Genomic DNA, 21,971 nt, shown 5'->3' on the forward strand with positions numbered 1-21,971 from the left:
CGGGTGGTGCTCCCTCCCCTGTTCGATCCGAGTCTGGAACCGGAGCTCGGGCCGGACGACGAACTGATCGATGTGAACGCGCACTTCGTCGCCCGCCTCGCGGGCACCGGGGCAGTCGCCGCACTGGCCGAGGACTACGACCTCGGCAGGCGCGGCGGGGCCGACCCCGCGGAGGACCGGACCAGGGCGCTGTTCGCTCGGGCCGCCGCACAGGTCACCGCGCGGGGCGGCCATGCCGCGGGCCGGCTGCGGGCCATGGGCATGGCGCTGCGGCTGGCCGGCGAGGCCGATCCGGCCCTGCGGCTGGCCGCGGACGACGTGGAACTCGTCGACGGCACCACCGAGTGCGGCGCCGATGTGGCGCTGGCCGCGCAGCGGACCGAGCTGCTGGGGCCCGAGGCGCGGTGGACGCGCGCGGCGGCCCCGGACGGGCGGGTGCACCTGGTGATCGAGACCGATCAGCAACTCCCGGCCGCCGCAGTGCTCCTGAAGGCGCTCGGCCCCGCACGGGTCGTGCTGTGCGGGCGGTTCGCCACCGCGCACCGGGAGGCGCTGCGCGCGCTCGCCCCGTTCTCGGCGGCGGCGGGCTTCGACGACTGGGCTCCGGCCTGGCGGCTGGGCAAGGAGTGGTCGGGGGACGGCACGCCGGTCCGCTGGGTCCGCCGCGCGGCCGACTGGCCGGCCGGCGCCCCCTGGGCGGGCTGGCTGGCCCCCGACGAGGCGGCGGCGCTGCCCGCCGAGGCGTGGCGCGACTGCCGGGGCGCGGCGCTGACCGTGGCACGGCTGGAGTCCTGGGCCGAGGTGACGGGGGCGGACGGCCGCCGCACCGATCTGCGGAGCGTCCTGGACGCGGCGGACGGGGCCCTGTTCCGGGTCGAACTGCTCGTCGGGGCGCCCGGGGTGAGTGCCGAGGAGACGACCGGCACGGCGCGGAGCCTGCTGTCCGGGCCCGGCCCCCGGCTCGCGGGGCTCAGCCCGTTCCGGCTGCCGACGGCCCGGGGCGGCACGGCACCGCGGGCCTGGGGCGGTGTGCCGCTGATCCGGCACCCGGCCCCGGGGCACGACCTGCCCCGCTGGGACAGGTTCAGCGGGCCCGGGACGCTCGACGAAACGGCGCGCACCGCGGCGATCGGCGCGCTCAACGCCGAACTCGGCGCCGTGGCCGACCTGTTCCCCGGCCGGTTCGCCTGCTGTGTGCTCGCCGCACCGGACGGGGCGGCGGTGTGGGAGCCGTCGGCCGCCGTCGTGGCCGGGCAGGGGCCCGGCCCGGACGGCCGGGGCCCGGGTTCGTTCGTGGTGAACCTGCGGACGGGCAGCGCGTTCCGGCTGCACCCGAAGCTGACGCCGGTCGTGGAGCGGCTCTCGTCCGGCGACACCGCCGTCCTGGACCGGATCGGCGACGCGGCCCGAAGGAAACTGACCGACCGGCTGGTCCAGGCCGGTGTGATGCGGAGGAGCCAGTGAGCCGACAGTGGCGCATCGGGCGGGAGTTCATCCTGCGCCATGCGGGAATGCCGTTCGACTGGCTGGAGGAGCTGGGCGCGCCCCGCTCCCTGCTGGAACTCGCGGACGAGCTGCTCGACCGCGAGCGGACCGTCCTGGAGCTGGTGGAGACGCAGTTCGGCGGGCCCCGCGCCGAGTCGCTGCGCTCCGACGTGCTGCGCGGACGGGCGCGGCAGCTGCCGGCGTCCGGCGGGCCGCAGTGGAGCCGGGCGGTGAGCGCCTGGGCCGACTCCTGGGAACGCTACGCGCTCGCCTGCCGGCAGGCCGACGACGAGGTCGGCAAGCGGCTGCGGGACCTGCTGGCGGATCCGGGGGTCTCCGAGGCCGTGTTCCTGTCCAACCCGGACGCGTACCGCAACATGCTGCTCCCGCTGCTGGCGTACGAAGGCCCGCTGACCTCGCGCTGGCGCCGGGTGCGCCGGCAGATGTTCACGTACGTGCAGCGGTTCTGCGCGAAGAACGAGACGGTGAGCTTCTTCGGGCCCATGGCGTACGGCACGGTGGGCGAGGGCGAGGACGCCGTGCTGCGCGACGACGTGCCCCGCGTCCGCCGGGTGTTCTTCTCGCACTGGGCGGCGCGTGCGCTGGCCACGGCGATCGCCCGGGACCCCAGGATCCTTCCGCATCTCGCGTTCCACTCCACCGGACGGGGTGACGCGGCGCGGGAGCCGCTGCTGCCGCTCGTGGCCCCGGACGGAACGGTGTTCCGCGACGTGGTGCGCGCCGCCGGGCAGCCGGCCCGGGACGTGGCCAGGACGCTGATGCGGCTGGTGGCCGAGGAGGCCGTCACCATCGGCCTCGGCGGCGGCGACTACGACCTGGAGCCGCTCGCGACCCTGCGGGACCAGCTCTCCGCGCTGCCCGCCTCACCGGCCCGCGTACTGTGGCTCGGCCGGACCGCCGAACTCTCCTCCCTCATCGACGAGTTGGCGCAGGCGCCGCTGGAGCGCAAGGCGGCCGCCGTCGCCGCCCTGGAGGAGCGGTTCACCGAGTTCACCGGCAGGCCGGCCAGGCGGGGCGCCGGTGCGGCGTACGCCGACCGCGCCGTGTTCTTCGAGGAGTGCGCGTCGCCCTTCGCGCTGACCCTCGGCGCCGGGCTGGTCGGCGACTGGGAGCGGCAGCTCGCCCCCGTGATGGAGGTGTGCGCCGCGCACGGGCAGGCCGCCCAGCGCGCCGCGGCGGCCGCGGTGCGCGACGCCTTCACGGACGAGACCGGAGGAGGGACGGGCCCCGCCGGGGCACCGGCCACGGAGTTGGACCTCCTCACGTACGCGACCCGAGCGGCCGCGAGCCGGTCCGACTCGACCAGCACCTTCCAGGCGGCCCACGCACCGATCTACCCCGGCGCCGACTGGCGGTCCGAGGTCGAGCGGCTGGCCGAGGAGGCCGGGGCGCTGGCCGGCGACCGGTACGCGGTCATCGACCTGTGCCCCGCGGCGCCGGACGCCGCCGGCCTCGGCGCGGACGCCCCGCTCGTCCTCTCCCGCGCCCACCACCACCTGCTGGTGCGCAGCTGGCTGGGCACGATGCACCCGGATCCGGACCGGCTCGGCGCGGACGCCGCCGCCTGGACGGCGGCGCAGGACGGCGCGGTCGTCGGCCTCGACTTCGGGCGCCGCAACAAGGGCTACTACCGCTTCCCCGGCCGTGAGGTCGCGATGCGTCCGCTGACCTGGACCGACCACGACCAGCCGGAGCTGCTGAAGCCGGAGGACCTCACCGTCCGGATCGGGCCGCACGACGTGACCCTGCACGATCCGGACGGCAAGCCGGTCAGCGCGTACGTCCCGCTGAGCGACTTCGTCAAGTACGCCCCGATCGCCGCCCTTTCGCATCCGCAGGTGCTCCACCCCACCTTCACCACCGAGGACGCGCAGCCCGAAGTGGCCCTGGGGTCGGTCGTCCTGCAGCGGTCCCGGTGGCAGGTGCCCACGGCGGCGCTCGCGGCACCGGAACCCGAAGCGCGCTTCCTCGCGCTGCGCAGGCTGGCCCGGGAGACCGGAACGCGGTTCGTCTTCTGCCGCAGCGCCCATGAGCGCAAGCCGTACCTGATCGACCTGGCCTCGCCGCTCGCGGCGGACCTGATCAGCCATGTGGCGCGCGGCGCCGAGCAGTTGGGCGTGGAGCGGATGGCGCCGGGGCCGGACGAGCTGTGGCTGCGCGACGGCGAGGGCCGGCGCTACACCAGCGAACTGCGGATGCAGATCATCGGCAGCGACGACAGCAGCAGCGGCAACAGCGATGGGAGCAGCACGCGATGACGCACACCACGCTCTTCGCCGAGCACTCGCTGCGGATGCGGGCCGACGTGCTCCCGGATGGCGCCGTCTCCACCGAGCGGACCTCGGTGCGCGGAATGAGCGTCGAACGGCACCTCGACCGGGGCTTCACCGAGCACCGCTTCGCCGACGGCGACGACCTGCTGGCCTCGGGCGCCGCCGGGGCGGGCCCGGAGGCCGCCGACGCGCTGCGCGCGGTGCAGGAACGGCCGCTGTTCGAGCTGACCCCCGAGCTGCGCGCCGAGCTGGCCGGGATCGCCGCCGAGACCGGCGCGGAGCTGACCCTGGGTGTGGCCCAGCAGCACGTCGCCGCCGGCAGCGCGGACCGCGTCGCCACCACGGAGCGGATCGTCACGACCCTGGAGACCAGGCTGGCCGGCGACGACGGCACCGTCCACTCCCGGTCGCTGCTGTGCGCCCCCGCGGGCTCCGACCCGGGCGGGCTGAGGGAGGCGGCCGTGCGGACGGCCGACGCGGTGCGCGAACGCCTCGCACTGCCGCTCGCCGCCGAACTCCCGGACGGCGCCGACCTCGTGCTGTTGCCCGGTCTCGCCGGGGCGTTCTTCCACGAGATCGTCGGGCACCCGATGGAGGCCGACGTGGTCGCGTCCGGAACGAGCTACCTCGGGGCGCGCGCCGGGCGGCCGGTCGCACCCGGGTGGCTGTCGGTGCTCGACGGCGGGGCGCACGACGGGCCGGGCTACCGCAGCCCGTTCGACGACGAGGGCACCCCGTGCCGCACCCTGCGGCTGATCGACCGGGGCACGGTGGGGCGGCCGATGACCGACCGGGCGCTCGCCGCCCTGCTCGGCGGCGGCCCCGGCACGGGCCACGGACGCAAGCAGAGCTACCGGCATCCGGCGATCCCCCGGATGACCCACACCGTGGCCCTGATCGAGGCCTCGGCCGAGCCGGAGCCGCCCTCGGGCGACTGGATCGCCCCGTACGGGCTGCGGCTGGACATGATGAACATCGCCTCGGGCGCCTTCGTCTTCCACGCCCCGTTCTCGCTGCTGCACCGCGCCGACGGCAGCACCGCCCGGCTGGGCCCGCTGACGGTGACCGGTGACGGAGCGCGGGTGCTCGCGGGCCTGCGGCCCTACGAGCACCGGGTCGCCGCCTATCTGCGGGCCACCGGGGGCTGCGGGAAGCTGGGGCAGTACCCGGTGCCGGTGTCGTTCGCCAACGCCGGATTCCGGCTGCCGACCGGACTCGTCGGGCTGCGGGCGGTGGCCCGTGGCTGAGACCAGGACCCGTGCCTCCGGAATCGTCACGCCCACCCGCGGCGCGGCGCGGCTGACCGTCTCGCTCGACACCCTGCGCCTCGAACGGGACGCGACGGGCCTGGTCACCGGCTCCCGCCGGGTCGCCGGGTCGCCGGACCAGGACGCGGGCAAGGAGACCGGGCTGCTGCTCACCGAGGCGGCCGAACGGACGGCGTCGGCCGTCGCCGGGCTCCAGAGCGCGGTGGCGCAGGTCCACGAGTGGCGTGACGGCGACGGCCTGCCGGTGTCGAGGCGGGCCGAGCTGCTGGCCCGGGTCGAGACCCCCGGCGGCCCCGTGCTGCTCGGCACCAGCGGCCCGGGGGATCCGGCCGGGCTCGTGGAGGCGCTGCCCTGGGACGAACTCGGGGCGCTCTCGGCGCCGTTCGTCCCGGCCGACCCGCCTGAGGACTGGCGCGAGCGGCCGCTGCTGCTGCGGCCCTCCGCGGCGTCGGTGCTGGTGGCCGGTGCGGCCTTCTCGCTGACCTCGCGCGGGGGCCGCGCGACCGCCGCCCGGCTGGCGGGGCGGCGCATCCTGCCGCAGCTGACCCTGACCGACCTGCCGTCGGCGCCGCCCGAATCGGGGCCGGACGGGCCAGGGCAGGACGCTTCGGGGCTGGACGACCGGGGTGACCCGGCGCTGCCCACCGTCCTGGTCGACGGCGGCCGGATCTGCCCGCCGCCCCCGCTCGCCGAGGGCATCGCGCTCGGCCGGGCCGTGTGGGACCACGACACCGGCGGGTTCGGCCCGCCGCCGCTGGCCCGGCTCGAACTCGACGGACCCCGGGCCGAGGTGCCCCCGGACGCGGTGGAACTCGTCTGGTGCGTGGAGGGCCTCCAGCGCTACCACGGCGACGGCACCGTCCGGCTCCAGTGCCTGGCCAGGGTCGCGGACCGGCCCGGCGGCTGGTTCCGCCTCGCCCTGCGGGGCAAGCCCGTCCACCTGCTGCGCCGGGCCCGCGGCCTGGCCGGCCCACCCATGGCTGTCCACAGCGACAGCGACGTGACCACCCGCTCGCTGGTACTCGCCGGCGCGGCCGAAATGGAAGGTGCAGGACATGCCGTCGTCACCGTCATCACCCCCTGACTTCACGCTCGTCGGCGGAGGGATCGTCGGCGCCTGCCTCGCCGAGGAGTTGAGCGACAGCGGGGCCTCCGTCCGGGTGCTCGACTCCGGTGCCGAACCCGGGCACTCGACCAACCGCGCGGCGGGGGTGGCGGTTCCCTCGCTGCGCTACCTCACCGACCGGGAGTTCTACGACTGGCTGCGGACCGCCAAACGGGACCTGGACGCCGACGTCGCCCGGCTGGAGCCGGAGTACGGCGCGTTCAGCGTGGCCAGGCCCATCCTGCGCGCCCTGCGCGAGACGGACGTGCAGGCCCACGGCGACGTGCTCAGCGGGCTCGGCGTCGGCGACTGGGTGGAGGGCGGCGCCCTCGCGCAGGCCGCGCCCGGGCTCAAGCTGCCCACCAGCAGGCGCTACCTCCTCGACCCGGACGGGCTGATGATCGACGGCCGCCGCTACCTGGACGCCGTACGGCGCCGGTGCCTGGCCCGGGGCGTCGACTGGCAGCAGGGCGTCACGGTCCGGGAGGTGCGCGAGGAGGGCGCGGCCGTCTCGGTGGTGACCTCCGACGGGACGCTCCGCGCGGACCGGGTGGTGATCACCGCCGGCGCCTGGAGCTCGGGCAAGGGCCTGGCCGAGGCGACCGGAGTCCGGCCGCAGCGCGGGCAGATGGCGGTGCTGCGGACCGACGAGGAGCTGAACTGCATCCTGTCCTCCGCCTACTACCTCGCGCCCGGGGTCGGGGACGACGTCATCGTCGGTGCGACGGAGGAGGACACCGGGTTCGCCGAGCACGTGACCACCCAGGGCATCGCCAACCTGCTGCGGTTCGCCACGACCGTCATGCCGGGGCTCGCGGACTCGGTGCCCGTGGAGCTCCGCGCCGGACTGCGCCCGGTCTCCGGCACCGGACGGCCGCTGGCGGGCGCACTGCCCGGCCACGAGCGGATCTTCCTGTCGGCCGGCCACGCCGGGCACGGGCTGCTCTCGGCGCGCGCCACCGGCAAGGGCATGGCGGCCGGCCTGGTCGGCGACGACTGGGAGGCCCTGCCGTACAGCATGTGCCCCTCGCACGCCCTGGGCGGTGCCTCCTGATGCGCATCGACCACGTGATCGTCGGCGCGCGGACCATCGAGCCGCTGCGCGAACTGCTGTGGGACCAGTACGGGTTCGGCATCACCGACGGCAGCCCCAACCCGGACGGCACGGCGAGCTGGGTGGTGCCCTTCGACACGCCCGACGTGCAGTACCTGGAGCTGCTCGTCACCCACGACGAACGGCGGCTGGCGGGCGAGGACTTCGGCCGGCTGTTCCTGGAACGGACGGCGGACGGGCCGGACTTCCTCAACTGGGCGGCGCTGACCGACGACATCGAGTCCACCGCACGCGAGGTGGAGGCGGTCACCGGCGCCGATCCGGACCTCTTCCGCGGCGAGTCGGTCCGGGCCGACGGAGGGAGCGTGCCGTGGGCGGAGGCGGCGTTCGACCTGTCGTGGCGCAGCCGGGTGCTGCCGTTCTTCCTGAGCTACGGCGACCCGCGGGCGCGCGCGGCACGGGTGCCGGGCGACCTCGAGGCGGCCGGGCACCGGGTGTGCCCGACGTCGCTGCGGCGCCTGGAGACGGGCCCGGCGCCGGAGCGGGAGCGTGACTGGGCGGACCGGTGGCCCGGACTCGCCGCGCTCGACGTCCTCGTCGACCCCGCGGCCGGCCCCCGCATCACGGCGGTGCACGTCGACACCGCCGAGGGCGAGACGGTGGTGCGGCTTCCGTGACCCCCGCACGCCCCGCACCCGCGGGGGCACCGGGCGGCCCCGGCCGCAGCACCGCCGCGGCCGGGGCGTCCGGGCCCGCCCGGCCGGGCGGGCCCGGACGGCGACGGTCAGCCGGCCGTGCGGCCCGCGTCACGACGAGCGGCGTGGGCCGTGAGCAGCCGCTCCCGGGCCTGGTCGTCCTCGGCGGCCTGCACCGCCGTCCAGGCCAGGGCGACGGACGCCTGGAGCAGCGCCCGGTCGGCGGCCGGGGCCACGCAGGCCCGGGCGAACTCCGGCTGGTGGTTGACCGCGCCGCCGCTGTCGATGCCGATGCTGGGGTGCACGCTGGGCAGGACACGGCTGACGTTGCCCATGTCGGTGCTGCCGGTGGGCATCGCGCGCTCCTCCTCCGGGGACACCAGGGGGCGGCCCAGTTCGGTCGCCGCCGCCCGGTAGGCCGCCACCAGGAAGGGATCGTGGGCCAGTTCGGCGTACGCGGGTGTCGAGCGGACCTCGTGGGTGCAGCCGGTGGCGACGGCGCCGCCCTCGAAGCAGGCCCTGACCCGCGCTTCCAGGCGCCCCAGGGACTCCATGTCGGCGGCCCGCAGGTTGTACAGGGCGCTGGTGTGCGCGGGGACCACGTTGGGCACCTCGCCGCCCCGGGTCACGATGCCGTGCACCTGCTGCCGCGGCTCGAAGTGCTGGCGGCCCACGCCGACGGCGACCTCCGCCACGGTCAGGGCGTCGGCGGCGTTGACGCCCAGGTGCGGGGCGAGGGCGGAGTGCGACTCGCGCCCGGTGTAACGGACTTCGAGCTCGACCAGGGCGAGGGGGCGGGGAGCGCAGTTGTCCTCGGGGGCCGGGTGGACGAGCATCGCCATCGACACCTCGTCGAAGACCCCGGCCTCCAGCATGGCGATCTTGCCGCCGCCCTCCTCCTCGGCCGGGGTGCCCAGCACCATGACGGTGATGCCGAGGTCGTCGGCCACGTCCCTCAGCGCCAGGGCCGCGCCCACCGACGAGGCGGCGATGATGTTGTGGCCGCAGGCGTGGCCGAGGCCCGGCAGCGCGTCGTACTCCGCGCACAGCCCGACCGTGAGCGGGCCGCTGCCGTAGCGGGCGGTGAACGCGGTGTCCAGGCCGCCGACGCCGGACACCACCTCGAACCCCTCGTCCCGCAGCAGGCCGCTCACCTTGGCGGCGCTGCGGTGCTCCTTGAAAGCGGTCTCCGGCTCGGCGTGAATACTCCTCGACAGCGCTATCAGTTCGTGTTCGGCGCGTTCGACGCTTTCGCGACAACCACGCATGATCCGAGACGAGATTCGCATCTTCTCTTTCCCCTCCGCATGACCGGGATAGCCGCCGGCCGGATGACCGGACAATTCCCTGGCCTTTTCCTTCCTACCGGAGTCTCCGACGAAAAGCGAGACCAGTCTGGAGAATTGACATGGCGTCACTGACGGATTCACCGAAAGCTCCACCGACGACGTCGCTGACCTGGAACGTGCGGGCGGGCGCCGGGGAACTCTCGGTCGAGACGATGCCCTGGTCGCTGCTGCGCGCGACCGGCTTCCCCGCCGGACTCCTGGACGGGCTCGCGTCCGAGGAACTGCTCGGCACCGCCGCCGGGGTGCTCGCGGCGGAGCAGGCCGTCGCCGCCGAGCGCGCACACTTCCTGGACCAGCTGTGGCCGGGGCTGCGCAAGGCCGTACGGACGGTCGAACCGCGCCAGCGGTCGCTGCGCGCCCTGCAGAGCTGCCGCCGGCTGGTGGACGGGGGCGCGCCCCTGGACGAGCGGTGCGCAGCGGTCCTCGCGGCGACCGGCGCGCCGGACTGGGCGCCCCGCTGGAACGCCCTGGTCGCCGCGCTCGACGAGCGGCTGACGGCGGCCGGGACCGAGCTGGAAGCGGCCCTGCTGCGGGCCCGGCTGCACACCGCGCGGGCCGCCGGCCGCGAGGACTTCGGGCACGCTGTGTTCGTGTCGAACCCCTCGTTCCACCACACGGCCCTGGAGACCCCGCCGCTGACACACCCGGGCTGGGCGCAGGCGCGGGACGGGGGCGGCGCCCTGCCGCAGACCCTGCGCCGCCGGGTCGACACCCTGCACCGCTACCTGCGCCGGTTCGCCACCAAGTGCGAGACCGTCTCGTTCTTCGGCCCGGTGCTGTTCGGCCGCCTGGTGCCCGAGCGGGAGGAGACCCTGCTGGTCGGCGCGCCCGGCCGCGAGAAGGTCGTGGTGGAGGCGAGTGCCTGGCTGGTGGAGGAGCTGCGGGAGCAGGCCGCCCGCGAGGTGCCGCTGACGCGGCAGCGGGTGTGGCCCAGTCCGCTGTTCCGCCGGCCGGACTCGTCCCCGGTGCTGGAACGGGCCGTCGACGGGCGCAGGTTCAGGGTCGCGGGGCCCGCGCTGGCGCTGTGGAGCGCCGCCGCCGCGGCGCCGGGGAGCCGGCTCGACTCGCTCCTCAGCGCCGCCGGCCCCGTGCCGACCCCGCCCGGTGCGGGGTCGGACGACGCGTACGCCGCCAGGCTGGTGAAGGCGCTCGGGCCGGCGCTGGTCGTCTCCCCCTGGCGGCTGCCGGCGACCGAGCTGCACGCGCTGACCAGGCTGGCGGCCGAGCACCCCGCGGACCCGGTGGTGAACCTGGCGGAGGTCCGCGACACGTACGCGCGGGCGCCCTGGCCCGAACGGGCGGCGCACCTCCTCGCCGTACGGGCGGCCCGCGCGGCGGACGGCGGTCGGGTCTCGCAGGACAGCGGGCGGCACTACGCCGACCGCGAGCTGTTCCACGAGGACAGGTCGAGTCCGCTGAGCGAGCGCGTCGGCTTCGGGGCGCCGGTCGTGGAGCGCATCCGGGAGATCACCGAGGCGGTGTTCCCGCTGGTGTTCCTCGCGGCGCTGCTGGCCAGGGAGGACGCCCGCGACGCCCTGCGCGCCGAGCTGGCGGGCGCCCCGGTGCCGCTCGCCGCGCTGGCCGCACGGGAGATACCCGCTCCTTCACCGCGCCGCGACCGGCTGGACGCCGTGCTGCGCCGCCTGGTCGGGCGGGCCGTGGCGGCCGCGGGAACGGCCGACGGCCGCCCCCCGGTCGTGGAGCTGAGCGGCGGCGAACTGGCCGAGGCGCTGGCGCCGCTGTGGGACACCGTGACGTACGGCCCCGACGACGCGTGCCTGCCGAGCCCCGACCTGATGGTGGCGGGCCCCGACCCGGCCACCGCCGACTGGGTGCTCTCGGAGCTGCACGACGACTGCAGCTCGATCTTCGGCGGGCTGGAGCGTCCGCTGCACAGCGACCCGGACGGGCTGTGGGCCGGCTTCACCGAGCGGGTGGCGCGAGCCGTGCCGCCCGGGAGCGCCGCGACCATCGTCTCGCGCCGGCGCAGCGCCCATGTGACCCCCGAACTCCCCGGCGCCGCCATCGAACTGAGCGGCCTCTCGGGCAAGGACCGGGCCGACGTGGTGCCGATCGCGGACGCCGTCGTGCCCGCTTCGGCCGACGCGGTGGTGGTGGACGGCCGGCGGCGGCTGCTCTACCCCGGCGACCTGTCGTCGACACTGCACCGCGCGGTGTCCCGGCCCGCGCTGGTCCCGGTGCCGGTCGACCTCGGGGCGTACACCCCCAGGATCGTGGTGGACGGTGTCGTGGTCCAGCGGGCCCGCTGGCGGCTGAGCATTCCGGAAAGGGCTCCGGAGAAAACCGCGGACACCGTCACCCAGTGGCTGTCCGTGCAACGGCTCCGGGCCGCCCTGGGAATGCCGCGCCACGTCTACGTGAAGCATCCGGCCGAGCCCAAGCCGCTGTACGTCGATTTCGCCGATCCGCTGTCGGTGATCGATATCGCGCGACTTCCCGGAGGGGAAGTCGTCGTGTCCGAAATGCTGCCCACCCCGGACCAGTTGTGGTGGCGCGTGGCGGACGAAACGCATTGTGCCGAATTCCGTCTCGGCTGCATCGTGCGGCCGGTGACGTCCGACAATCCGCCGACCCCGGAACAACAGGAAGAGAGCGCGTCATGACCGAGGACCTCCGCATCACCTCACTGGTGAGGGACGCCTACGACAAGGCCGCCGAGCAGTACGACTCCGCCGGCCAGATGATCTTCCATCCGCTGGGGAAGATGATCGCCGACACCCTGGAGCTGTCGCCGGGCGAGCGGGTGCTCGACATCGGCTGCGGGCGCGGCGCCTGCCTGTTCCCGATCGCCCACGCGGTGGGCCCGGAGGGCTTCGTGCTCGGCATCGACCAGGCCCAGGGCATGGTCGACGCCTGCACGGCCGACATCACGGCCCGCGGCGTCGCCGGCTGGGCCCGCGCGGAGCTGGGCAACGCCCAGGACTTCGCCTTCGCCGAGCCGTTCGACGCGGCGAGCGCCGGGATGGTCCTGTTCCTGCTGCCGGAGGCGGAGAAGGCCCTGTCCTGCGCCGCCGCGGCGCTGCGCCCCGGGGGCAGGTTCGCCGCGACCACCTTCCCCACCGAGAACGGCAGGCTGGCCGCCGGGTGGGAGTCCGCCGAGATCCTCGCCGGAGTGCTCGCCAAGCACCTCCCCGAGGGTGTGGACGACCCGTGGCAGGTGGTCCTGGGCCTCGGCGGCCCGCTGGCCGGTGAGGAGTCCACGGCCGCCGCCTTCCTCGCCGCCGGCTTCAGCGATGTGCGGATCCGCCACGTCCCGGCGGACTCCCGCTTCGAGACCATCGACGACTACCTGGCGTGGACCAGGACCGTGACCACCCGCGTGCAGTGGGACCTGGTGCCCGCGGAGCGGGTGGCCGAGGCGACCGACGAGGCGCGCGAGGCGCTGCGGGTGCTCGCGGGGCCGGACGGCTCCCTGGAGTTCTCCTGCCCGACCAGGACCGTGCTGGCCGTTCGCTGACGGCACGACCGCGACCGTCTACCAAGCGCTGAACACAGAGCCGAGAGGTGCGATGACATGGCTCCTGACACGACCCCTTCGCTGATCCGTCCGCTGTCCGAACTGCTCGGCGGACACGCCGCCCGGATCGGGGACAAGGTGGCCTTCGCCGACGCCCGGCGGGGCGTCGGCTACCGGGAACTGGATCTGCGGACCTCTCGGCTCGCCGGCCGGCTCGCCGCGCTGGGACTGGAGAACGGCGGCCGGGCCGCCGTCCTCATGGGCAACAGCGTGGAGATGGTGGAGAGCTGCCTCGCCGTCATCCGGGCGGGCGGCATCACCGTGCCGCTGAATCCGCAGGCGTCCGAGGCCGAACTGGTCCACTTCCTGCGGGACTCCGGGGCGTCGGTGGTGCTGTGCGACCCGGCACGGCTCGACGTGCTGCTGCGCGCGGTGGCCGCGTCCGGCCTGCCCCGGCCCTCGATCGTGCTCACCGGCAGCTCCCCCGGCGCCACTGCTTCCGACACCACCGGGTACGACGTCACCGCGTACGAGGCGCTCGCGGGCACCCCGTACGACGGGCCGGCGCCCGAGGAGAACCCGCTCGACGCTCCGGCCTGGATGCTCTACACCTCCGGCACCACCGGCCGCCCCAAGGGGGTGCTCTACTCCCTGCGCAGCTCGCTGTGGCTGGTGGAGGCCTGCCACGTGGGTGTGCTCGGGATGACGCAGGACGACCAACTGCTGTGGCCGATGCCGCTGTTCCACGGCCTGGGCCAGAACCTGTGCGTCATGGCGGTCGTGGCCGTGGGCGCCGGCGCCCGGCTGATGAGCGGCTTCGCCCCTTCCGAGGTGCTGGACGCCCTGCGCGACGACGGCGTCACCTTCCTCGCCGGGGTGCCGACGACGTACCACTACCTGCTGGACCGCGCCCGCCAGGAGCGCACCCGGCTGCCGTCGCTGCGGCTGGGGTTCGTCGCCGGTTCGGCCGGCGGCGCCTCCCTCGGCAGCCGTTTCGAGGAGGCCTTCGGGGTCCCGCTGGTGGACCAGTACGGATCGACGGAGACCGGCGCGATCACCTCGAACCGGCCGACGGGTGACCGGACGGCCGGGGCGGCCGGGCCGCCCGTTCCGGGCGTGGACATCCGCCTGGTGGACGGCGGTTCCGGTGCCGAGGTGCCCGACGGCGAGCAGGGCGAGGTCTGGGTCAGCGGCCCCAACCTGATGCTGGGCTACCACGGGCAGCCCGACGCCACGGCGGAGGTGCTGCGGGACGGCTGGTACCGCACGGGCGATCTGGCCCGCCGGGACGCCCTCGGGCAGGTGACCCTGACCGGCCGCCTCAAGGAGCTGATCATCCGGGGCGGCGAGAACATCCACCCCGTGGAGGTCGAGGACGTGGTGCGCACGGCGCCGGGCGTGGCCGACGCGGCGGTGGGCGGGGAGCCGCACGAGGTGCTCGGCGAGGTGCCCGTCGCGTACGTGGTGCCCGGCCCCGAAGGCGTCGACGTCCAGGCGCTGTTCGAGCACTGCCGGACGCGGCTGTCCTTCTTCAAGGTGCCGGAGAAGGTGTACGCCGTCGCGTGCGTTCCGCGCACCGCGTCCGGGAAGGTCACCCGGCACCTGCTGGCGGCCGCGGACCCCCGGTTGCTCGGCACGGCGTCCACCGGCGGGCCCGGGGAGCGCGGGGAGTGCAGGGAACACGGGGAACACGGGGAGTGCGGGGCCGCGTCCGACCGGGGCGAGTGGGCGGGCCGTCTCGCGGCGCTGACGGCGGCCGAGCGGGCCCGGACGGTGCTGGACCTGGTCCGCGCCGAGGTGGCGCTCGCGCTCGGCGTCGAAGCCGAACGGGTCGCGCCCACCAGGCCGTTCGTGGATCTCGGCCTCGGCTCCCTCGCCGTCGTGGCGGTCGGGCGGCGGCTGTGCGCGCTGGTCGGGCTGCGGCTCCCGGCGACCGCGGTGTTCGACCACCCGACACCCGCCGCCTTCGCGGACCGGCTGGTCGCGGAGCTGACGGAGCCGTCGGAGTCGACAGAACCGTCGGAGCTGACGGAGCTGACGGAGCCGACGGGCACCCGCACGGCCGCCGAAGCCTTCCCGGCCGAGCGTACGGCCCCCGCGGGGCCCGACCCGGACGGCGCCGAGCCGATCGCCATCATCGGCATGGCCTGCCGCTTCCCGGGCGGGGTGGAGTCGCCCGAGCAGCTGTGGGACCTCGTCGCCGCAGGCCGGGACGCCACCTCGGACTTTCCCGCCGACCGGGGCTGGGCACTGGACTCCCTGTTCGACCCCGACCCCGACCACCCCGGCACCAGCTACGTCTCGCGCGGCGGCTTCCTGGCCGACCCGTCCGCGTTCGACGCCGGCTTCTTCGGCATCGCCCCGCGCGAGGCGACCGCGATGGACCCGCAGCAGCGGCTGATGCTGGAGGTCGCGTGGGAGGTCTTCGAACGGGCCGGCCTCGACCCGACCGGCCTGGCCGGCTCGGAGACCGGTGTCTTCGTCGGCACCAAGGGCCAGACGTACAGCACGCTCGCCGCGCCCGGGTCCGAGTACGAGGGCCATCTCGGCTTCGCCACCTCGGGCAGCGTGATGTCCGGCCGGGTCTCCTACACCCTCGGTCTGCACGGCCCCGCCGTCACCGTCGACACGGCCTGCTCGGCGTCCCTGGTGGCCCTCCACCTGGCCTGCGGCTCCCTGCGCTCCGGCGAGTCGCGGCTCGCGCTCGCGGGCGGGGTCACGGTGATGTCCACCCCGGACGACATGATCACCTTCAGCAGGCACCGGGGCCTCGCCCCGGACGGCCGGGTGAAGGCCTTCGCCGACGCGGCGGACGGCACCGCCTTCGGCGAGGGCGCGGGGGTGCTGCTGCTCGAACGGCTCTCGGACGCGCAGCGGGCGGGCCACCAGGTGCTCGCCGTGATCCGGGGCAGCGCCGTGAACCAGGACGGCGCGTCCAACGGGCTCACCGCGCCCAACGGCCGTGCGCAGCAGCGGGTGATCCGCCGGGCACTCGCCAACGCCCGGGTGGCCGCGCACGAGGTCGACCTGGTCGAGGCCCACGGCACCGGGACCATGCTCGGCGACCCGATCGAGGCCGAGGCGATCCTCGCCGCGTACGGGCGCGGCCGGGACCCTCAACGGCCGCTGTGGCTCGGCTCGGTGAAGTCCAACATCGCCCACACCCAGGCCGCCGCGGGCATGGCCGGTGTCATCAAGCTGGTGGAGGCGATGCGGCACGCCGTGCTCCCGGCGACCCTGCACGTGGACCGGCCGTCACCGCACGTCGACTGGTCGTCGGGGACCGTGCGGCTGCTCGACGAGGCGCGGCCGTGGACGACCGCCGACGGACGGCCCCGGCGCGCCGGGGTGTCCTCCTTCGCCATCAGCGGCACCAACGCCCATGTCGTCCTGGAGGAGGCGCCGCGCTCCCCCGCGGCCGAGGAGGCGCCGCGCTCCCCCGCGGCCGAGGAGGCCCCGGCCCCGGTCCCGTCCGGTGAGCCCCCGGCCCCGGCCCCGGTCTCGTCCGGTGAGCCCCCGGCCCCGGTCCGGGCGCTCACCGCCGTGCCGTGGCTGCTGTCCGCGAAGTCCCCGGCCGCGCTGCGCGACCAGGCCCGCCGGCTGGAGTCGTTCCTGCGCGCGGCGCCCGGGCGGGATGCCGTGGACGTGGGGCGCACCCTGGCACTGTCCCGGGCCGGGCTCGAACACCGGGCCGCCGTCGTCGCGGACCTCGGTCGCGGCGCGGACGGGGTGGAGGGAGTGCTGCGCGCACTCGGCGCACTCGCGGAGGGCGAGCCCGCGGCCGGACTGACCACGGATCACGCCGGTGCCGCCCGGACCACGGCGTTCCTCTTCACGGGCCAGGGCTCCCAGTGGGCGGGCATGGCCCGTGAACTGTACGAGGCGTTCCCGGTGTTCGCCGAAGCGCTGGACACGGTGTGCGACCATCTGTCGCCGCAGGTACGGCAGTTGCTCCTCGCCGGCGGAGACGCGGCGGACGACGGGCGCATCCACCGCACCGGCTTCGCCCAACCCGCCCTGTTCGCGCTGGAGGTCGCGCAGTTCGCGCTGCTGCGGTCCTGGGGGGTGCGTCCCGACGCGCTCGCCGGCCACTCCCTCGGCGAGCTGGCCGCCGCGCACGTCGCCGGGGTGTTCTCGCTGGCGGACGCGGCCAGACTGGTCACCGCCCGGGGCGAGTTGATGCAGGCGCTGCCCGAAGGCGGCGCCATGATCGCGCTGGAGGCCACCGAGGACGAGGTCCTGCCGCTGCTCTCCGGCCAGGAGTCCCGGCTGGGGATCGCCGCCGTGAACGCGCCCCGCTCCGTCGTGGTCTCGGGCGACGAGGACGCCGCGGCGGAGGTCGCGCGAGCCGTTGCCGAACGAGGCCGCAGGACCAAGCACCTGACGGTCAGTCACGCATTCCATTCGCCTCGGATGGACGCGGTGCTGGAGGAGTTCGAGGCCGTGGCCCGGACCGTCACCTACCGCGTGCCGGACGTGCCGCTCGTCTCCACGGTCACCGGCGCCCTCGCCGGTGCGGAACTGCTGACACCCGCGTACTGGACCGGGCAGCTCCGCTCGGCCGTCCGGTTCGCCGCCGCGGTGGGGACCCTGCGGGAGCGGGGCACCGACACCTTCGTCGAACTGGGCCCGGACGCGTCCCTGACGGCCCTGGTGCGTCAGATCGTCGACGACGCCGACGCCGACGCCGACGGGGGTGACGGAGGTGGCCGGCCGAACGACCACCGTGCGCTGCCGGTTTCCCGGCGCGACCGGCCCGGCGCGGCGACCGCCGTCGGTGTCGCCGCCGCGCTCCACGCCACCGGTGTCCCGGTCGACTGGGCGGCGTTCTTCGACGGCACCGCCGCCCGCCACGTCACGCTGCCGACCTACGCCTTCCAGCGCAAGCGTCACTGGCTGCCCGCACTCGCCGCTCCCGCCGCGTCACCGGCACCGGCCTTGGCCGGGGCGGAAGTTGAGGAGGCGGCAGTTGAGGAGGCGGCCCCGTCCGGGCGGGTGCTCAAGCCGGGTGAGCGCCCGGAGGTCGCCGCCCGCCTGGCCGGCGTGCTCGCCGGACTGGACGAGGAGAAGCAGCTGCTCCACATGATCGACCGGATCGCCACCCGGGTCGCGGCCGTGCTCGGCCACGACAGCGCGGATGCCGTCGACCCCGACGTGCCGTTCCTCGAACTCGGCGTCGACTCCCTCATGGCCGTGGAGATGCGCAACCAGTTCAGCGACTTCTGCGGGGTGAGCCTGCGCCCGACGCTCGTCTTCGAGCACCCGACCCCGGCGGTGCTCGCCGACCACCTGCTCGCGAAGGTGCTGGCTGCGGTGTCCGCCACGCCGGGCGTCGACGAGGACGCGGTGGACTTCGCCGCCGAGGTCGTCCTGGCCGCGGACATCTCCCCCGCCGACGAGGTGATCCGGGTCGCGGACGACCCGCAGGAGGTGCTCCTCACCGGCGCGACCGGGTTCCTGGGCGCGTACCTGCTGCGCGACCTGCTGCGGACGACCCGTGCGACCGTGCACTGCCTGGTCCGCGGGGCCGACGAGGCGGACGCGTGGGCGCGGCTGCGCAAGAACCTGGAGTGGTACGAGTTCTGGGACGGCATCGACCCGGACCGGCTGTCCGTGGTCGTCGGCGATCTCGCCCGGCCGCTGCTGGGGCTGGACCCCGAACGCTTCGACGCGCTCGCCCGCAGCGTGGACAGCGTCTACCACGCCGCCGCGACCGTCAACGGCCTCTACCCGTACTCGGCGTTGAAGGACGCGAACGTCACGGGCACCGCGGAGATCCTGCGCCTGGCCGCGCGGCACCGCACCGTGCCCGTCCACCACGTCTCGTCCACCGGCGTGTTCGCCGCGGAGGCGGTCCCCGGGCAGGCCCTCCAGGTGACCGATCCGCCGGGCCCCGCCGAGGCGCTGTCGTCCGGCTACCGGCAGACGAAGCTGGTGGCGGAGCAGATCATCGAACTCGCCAGGGGGCGGGGCCTGCCGGTCTCGGTCTACCGGGTGGACGAGATCTCCGGCGACTCGGAGCGCGGCTTCTGCCAGACCCACGACTTCGTCTGGCTGAGCATGAAGGGCATCGTGCAGGCCGGTGCCGTACCGCAGGATCCCGCCGGCATCTTCCACCTGGTGCCGGTCGACCACGTCAGCGCGGCGATCCTGCGGCTGTCCCGCGACGACCGGGCGGCGGGCCGCAACCACCACCTCGCCAACGGGACGCACCTCCCGTTCTCCGCGATGACGGAATCCCTCCGCTCCCTCGGCTACCGCCTCGACGAACTCCGCTGGGACGCCTGGGTGCGGCGCATCCGCGCCGACCGCGACAACGCGATGGTCCCGATGATCGACGCCTTCGAATCGACCATCTACAGCGGACGCAACCACTACCTGTCCGTCGACACCTCGCAGACCCGGGAGCTGCTGGCCGGTACCGGCGTCGACTGCCCGCCGATGACGCGTGAACTCTTCGAGAAGTACGTCGGGTTCTTCGTCCGCGTCGGCTACTTCCCCGAGCCTGGCGCCGGCCGCCATGCCGAACCGGGCATCGGCCGCCTCGCCGAACCGGGCGCCGGTGACCTCCCCGGCGGCGACGCCGTGGACGGCGGTGCGCAGGCCCTCCGGGTCCGGGAGGCGGCGTGGGAGGACCTTCCGGCGATGGCGGGCATCTGCTTCGAGGCCTTCAACACCCTGAACGCCTCGCTCGGTCTCGCCCCGGAGTGGTCGTCGGTGGACGAGGTGACGGAGATGTTCCGGGACCGGCTCGCGGCCCCGGGCTGCCTCGCCTACGTGGCGGTCGACGGCGCGGGCTCCGTGACGGGCTCCAACTTCCTCGTCCTGGGCGAGTCCGTCGCCGCCTTCGGCCCGCTCAGCGTCGCGCCCGGCGCGCAGGGCGGCGGTGTGGGCCGGCTGCTGATGGACGAGGTGATCGGCGCGGCCGCCCGGCACGACCGGGGCTCGGTCCGGGCCGTCCAGGTGACCAACAACCTGGGCGCGTACCGGCTCTACTCCTCGCTCGGCTTCGCCCCGTACGAGCAGCTGTCCCTGGTCGCCGGGTACGCGCCACCCACCCCGGCGAACATGGCGGGCTTCACGGTGCGCGCGATGGCCGAGGACGACGTGCCCGCGTGCCAGGCGCTGTACCGCTCCGTCAACGGCCATGCGCGGGACGGAGAGATCCACATGGCCGCCAAGCGGGCCTTCGGCTGGTCGCAGCCGTACGTGGTCGTCGACCGGTCGAGCGGTGCGCTCGCCGGCTACACCACGGGCCTGTCCGACCTGGGCCACCTGACGGCGGTCTCGGAGGCCGCGGCACGGGCGCTGTACACGGGCGCCGGCGAGCTGATGCGCCGGGCCGTCCCCGACGGCGCGCCGCCCCGGCTGCGCATCCCGGGCCGGCTGCTGCCCGAGACCCTGAGCTGGGCGTTCCGCACCCGGGGCATCACCCTGGAGCGGCTGGAGACGCTGGTGGTGCGCGGCTCGTACACGGCGCCGCAGCAGGGGGTGTACTGCCCGGGGCTGTCCTACTGAGGCAGCCGTCCCTACCGAGGCACCGCCGTACACCGCTGTGCAGGGAGCACGCGAGGGCGCTCACCCCGTAGCCGTCGAGGCCGGGGTGAGCGCCTTCGCGCGTCCGGAGGCCGCCGTCCGGTCGCGCGTCCGGAAGCCGCCGTTCGGTCGCGCCTCCGGAGGCCGCCGTTCGGTCGCGCGTCCCGTCCGGAGGCCGCCGTTCGTCAGACCGGCGTGACCGGCACGTCCTCGCGCACGGAGCGCTCGCCCTTGGGCACGGCCAGCAGGGTGATCAGCACGCCGAGCACGGCGAAGCCCGCTCCGACGGCGAACGCGAGCCGGAAGCCCTCCGTCATCGCGCCGGCCAGGGCCGGGCCGCCGGCCTGCTTGCCGTCAAGGAGCTCCCTGATACGGGCGTTGGCCACCGAGGAGAGCACGGCGAGGCCGAGCGCGCCGCCGATCTGCTGGGTGGTGTTGATGAGCCCGGAGGCGAGGCCCGACTCCTGCGGTGTCACGCCGGAGACGGCGACGATGGTCACGGGCACGAACGAGAAGCCGAGTCCGAGTGCCGCGACCACCGAGGGCAGGAGCACGTCCCCGGCGAACGTGCCGTCGGCGGGGATGCGGGTGAACAGCAGGAGTCCCACCGCGGTGAGCGCCAGACCGCAGGCGAGGACGGGCCTGGGCCCGACCTTGGTCACCAGCTGCGAGGCCGCACCGGCGGCGACGATGCTCGCCACCGAGAAGGGCAGGTAGGACAGTCCGGCCTCCAGTGCGGAGAAGCCGAGCACCTGCTGGAGGTAGAGGGAGATGAAGAAGAACATCGACAGCAGCGCGGCGCCCACCAGCAGGGACACCGCGTTGGCGCTGGAGAGGTTGCGGTTGCGGAAGATCCGCAACGGCATCACCGGGTGCTTGACGAGGCGCAGTTCGACCAGGGCGAAGACCAGCAGCAGGACGGCCGCGAGGCCCAGCAGCCCGAGGGTCCTGGCCGAGCCCCAGCCCGCCCGCTCGGCGTCCACGAGCGCGTAGACCAGCACGCTGAGACCGCCGGTGACCAGTGCGGCACCGGCGAAGTCGATGCCCGTGCGTTCGTGGCCGCGACTCTCGCGGACGAACCTCGGCGTGAGGACGGCGGCGACGACGCAGATCGGCACGTTGACGAACATCACCCACTCCCAGCCCGCCCACTGGGTGAGCACACCGCCGAGCAGCACGCCGATGGCGCCGCCCGCTCCGGCGAGCGCGCCCCAGATACCGAGGGCCTTGTTGCGTTCGGCGCCTTCGGTGAAGGTCGTGGTGACGATGGACAGGGCGGCCGGCGCGATGATCGCGGCGCCGAGGCCCTGCCCCACCCGCGCGGCGATCAGCAGGCCCGCGGTCGGGGCGAGACCGCCGAGCAGCGACGTAGCGGCGAACAGCCCGAGTCCGGTCATGAACACCCGCCGCCGGCCGAGCAGGTCGGCGGTCCGGCCGCCGAGCAGCAGGAAGCCGCCGAAGGCGAGTGCGTAGGCGTTGACGATCCACTGGACGTCGGAGTCGGCGAAGTGCAGGTCCCGCTGGATCGAGGGCAGCGCGACGTTCACGATCGAGGCGTCGAGCACCACCGTCAACTGGGCGACGGCCAGGACGACGAGCGCCTTCCAGCGGAGGGGATCCGGGGAGGGGGTCAAGGTCGAGGTCGATAAGGAGGACGTGGGAGGCATGGCCATGGGAGGGATACGCTCCTGTGGGTTAAAGTGGTAA

Annotated in this window: 11 protein-coding genes; 9 read left to right on the forward strand and 2 right to left on the reverse strand. The window is 75.0% G+C overall.

The features are described 5' to 3' along the window. Positions 1-3 precede the first annotated feature (3 nt). Genes OG556_RS03845 through OG556_RS03870 form a run of 6 tightly spaced genes read left to right on the forward strand, consistent with a single transcriptional unit; the run spans position 4 to position 7,883 of the window. Positions 4-1,464 (forward strand): hypothetical protein, encoded by a 1,461-nt coding sequence (locus tag OG556_RS03845; protein WP_371515852.1) that lies wholly within the window; start codon positions 4-6, stop codon positions 1,462-1,464. Further along, the gene (locus OG556_RS03850; protein WP_371515853.1) at positions 1,461-3,764 is read left to right on the forward strand and encodes a lantibiotic dehydratase; all 2,304 of its coding nucleotides are present in this window, start codon (positions 1,461-1,463) and stop codon (positions 3,762-3,764) included. Before OG556_RS03845 ends, OG556_RS03850 begins: the two co-directional genes overlap by 4 nt. Continuing rightward, the gene (locus OG556_RS03855; protein ID WP_371515854.1) at positions 3,761-5,026 is read left to right on the forward strand and encodes a metallopeptidase TldD-related protein; all 1,266 of its coding nucleotides are present in this window, start codon (positions 3,761-3,763) and stop codon (positions 5,024-5,026) included. Before OG556_RS03850 ends, OG556_RS03855 begins: the two co-directional genes overlap by 4 nt. After that, positions 5,019-6,131 carry a hypothetical protein gene (locus tag OG556_RS03860; RefSeq protein ID WP_371515855.1) on the forward strand — a complete coding sequence of 371 codons (1,113 nt, stop codon included), beginning with the start codon at positions 5,019-5,021 and terminating at the stop codon, positions 6,129-6,131. The genes OG556_RS03855 and OG556_RS03860 overlap by 8 nt, the downstream gene beginning before the upstream one ends. Then, positions 6,103-7,206, forward strand: a complete 1,104-nt coding sequence (locus tag OG556_RS03865; protein ID WP_371515856.1) for an NAD(P)/FAD-dependent oxidoreductase — start codon at positions 6,103-6,105, stop codon at positions 7,204-7,206. Before OG556_RS03860 ends, OG556_RS03865 begins: the two co-directional genes overlap by 29 nt. Beyond that, positions 7,206-7,883, forward strand: coding sequence for a VOC family protein (locus OG556_RS03870; protein WP_371515857.1), 678 nt, complete (start codon positions 7,206-7,208; stop codon positions 7,881-7,883). Before OG556_RS03865 ends, OG556_RS03870 begins: the two co-directional genes overlap by 1 nt. 107 nt (positions 7,884-7,990) lie before the next feature. Here OG556_RS03870 and OG556_RS03875 read toward each other — a convergent pair whose 3' ends face one another. Then, positions 7,991-9,190, reverse strand: coding sequence for a M20 family metallopeptidase (locus OG556_RS03875; protein ID WP_371515858.1), 1,200 nt, complete (start codon positions 9,188-9,190; stop codon positions 7,991-7,993). 119 nt (positions 9,191-9,309) lie between these two features. On the opposite strand from OG556_RS03875, the gene OG556_RS03880 reads away from it, so the two are divergent. Genes OG556_RS03880 through OG556_RS03890 form a run of 3 tightly spaced genes read left to right on the forward strand, consistent with a single transcriptional unit; the run spans position 9,310 to position 20,246 of the window. After that, entirely contained in the window at positions 9,310-11,874 is a 2,565-nt protein-coding gene (locus OG556_RS03880; RefSeq protein ID WP_371515859.1) for a lantibiotic dehydratase, read from the forward strand. Continuing rightward, positions 11,871-12,728, forward strand: a complete 858-nt coding sequence (locus OG556_RS03885) for a class I SAM-dependent methyltransferase (protein ID WP_371515860.1) — start codon at positions 11,871-11,873, stop codon at positions 12,726-12,728. The genes OG556_RS03880 and OG556_RS03885 overlap by 4 nt, the downstream gene beginning before the upstream one ends. 57 nt (positions 12,729-12,785) lie before the next feature. Further along, a complete protein-coding gene (locus tag OG556_RS03890; RefSeq protein WP_371515861.1) occupies positions 12,786-20,246 on the forward strand; it encodes a thioester reductase domain-containing protein in 7,461 nt (2,486 codons plus the stop codon). 203 nt (positions 20,247-20,449) lie between these two features. On the opposite strand, the gene OG556_RS03895 is transcribed toward OG556_RS03890, so the two are convergent. Further along, the gene (locus tag OG556_RS03895; RefSeq protein WP_371515862.1) at positions 20,450-21,898 is read right to left on the reverse strand and encodes an MFS transporter; all 1,449 of its coding nucleotides are present in this window, start codon (positions 21,896-21,898) and stop codon (positions 20,450-20,452) included. Between the last annotated feature and the right edge of the window lie 73 nt (positions 21,899-21,971).

The sequence above is a fragment of the Kitasatospora sp. NBC_01300 genome (assembly GCF_041435235.1).
Lineage (GTDB): Bacteria > Actinomycetota > Actinomycetes > Streptomycetales > Streptomycetaceae > Kitasatospora.

Excerpts from the sequence above, each read along its gene's own strand:
- OG556_RS03855 (WP_371515854.1), top strand. The coding sequence starts at position 3,761 with ATGACGCACACCACGCTCTTCGCCGAGCACTCGCTGCGGATGCGGGCC.
- OG556_RS03865 (WP_371515856.1), top strand. The coding sequence starts at position 6,103 with ATGCCGTCGTCACCGTCATCACCCCCTGACTTCACGCTCGTCGGCGGA.
- OG556_RS03870 (WP_371515857.1), top strand. The coding sequence starts at position 7,206 with ATGCGCATCGACCACGTGATCGTCGGCGCGCGGACCATCGAGCCGCTG.
- OG556_RS03875 (WP_371515858.1), bottom strand. The coding sequence starts at position 9,190 with ATGCGAATCTCGTCTCGGATCATGCGTGGTTGTCGCGAAAGCGTCGAA.
- OG556_RS03880 (WP_371515859.1), top strand. The coding sequence starts at position 9,310 with ATGGCGTCACTGACGGATTCACCGAAAGCTCCACCGACGACGTCGCTG.
- OG556_RS03885 (WP_371515860.1), top strand. The coding sequence starts at position 11,871 with ATGACCGAGGACCTCCGCATCACCTCACTGGTGAGGGACGCCTACGAC.
- OG556_RS03890 (WP_371515861.1), top strand. The coding sequence starts at position 12,786 with ATGGCTCCTGACACGACCCCTTCGCTGATCCGTCCGCTGTCCGAACTG.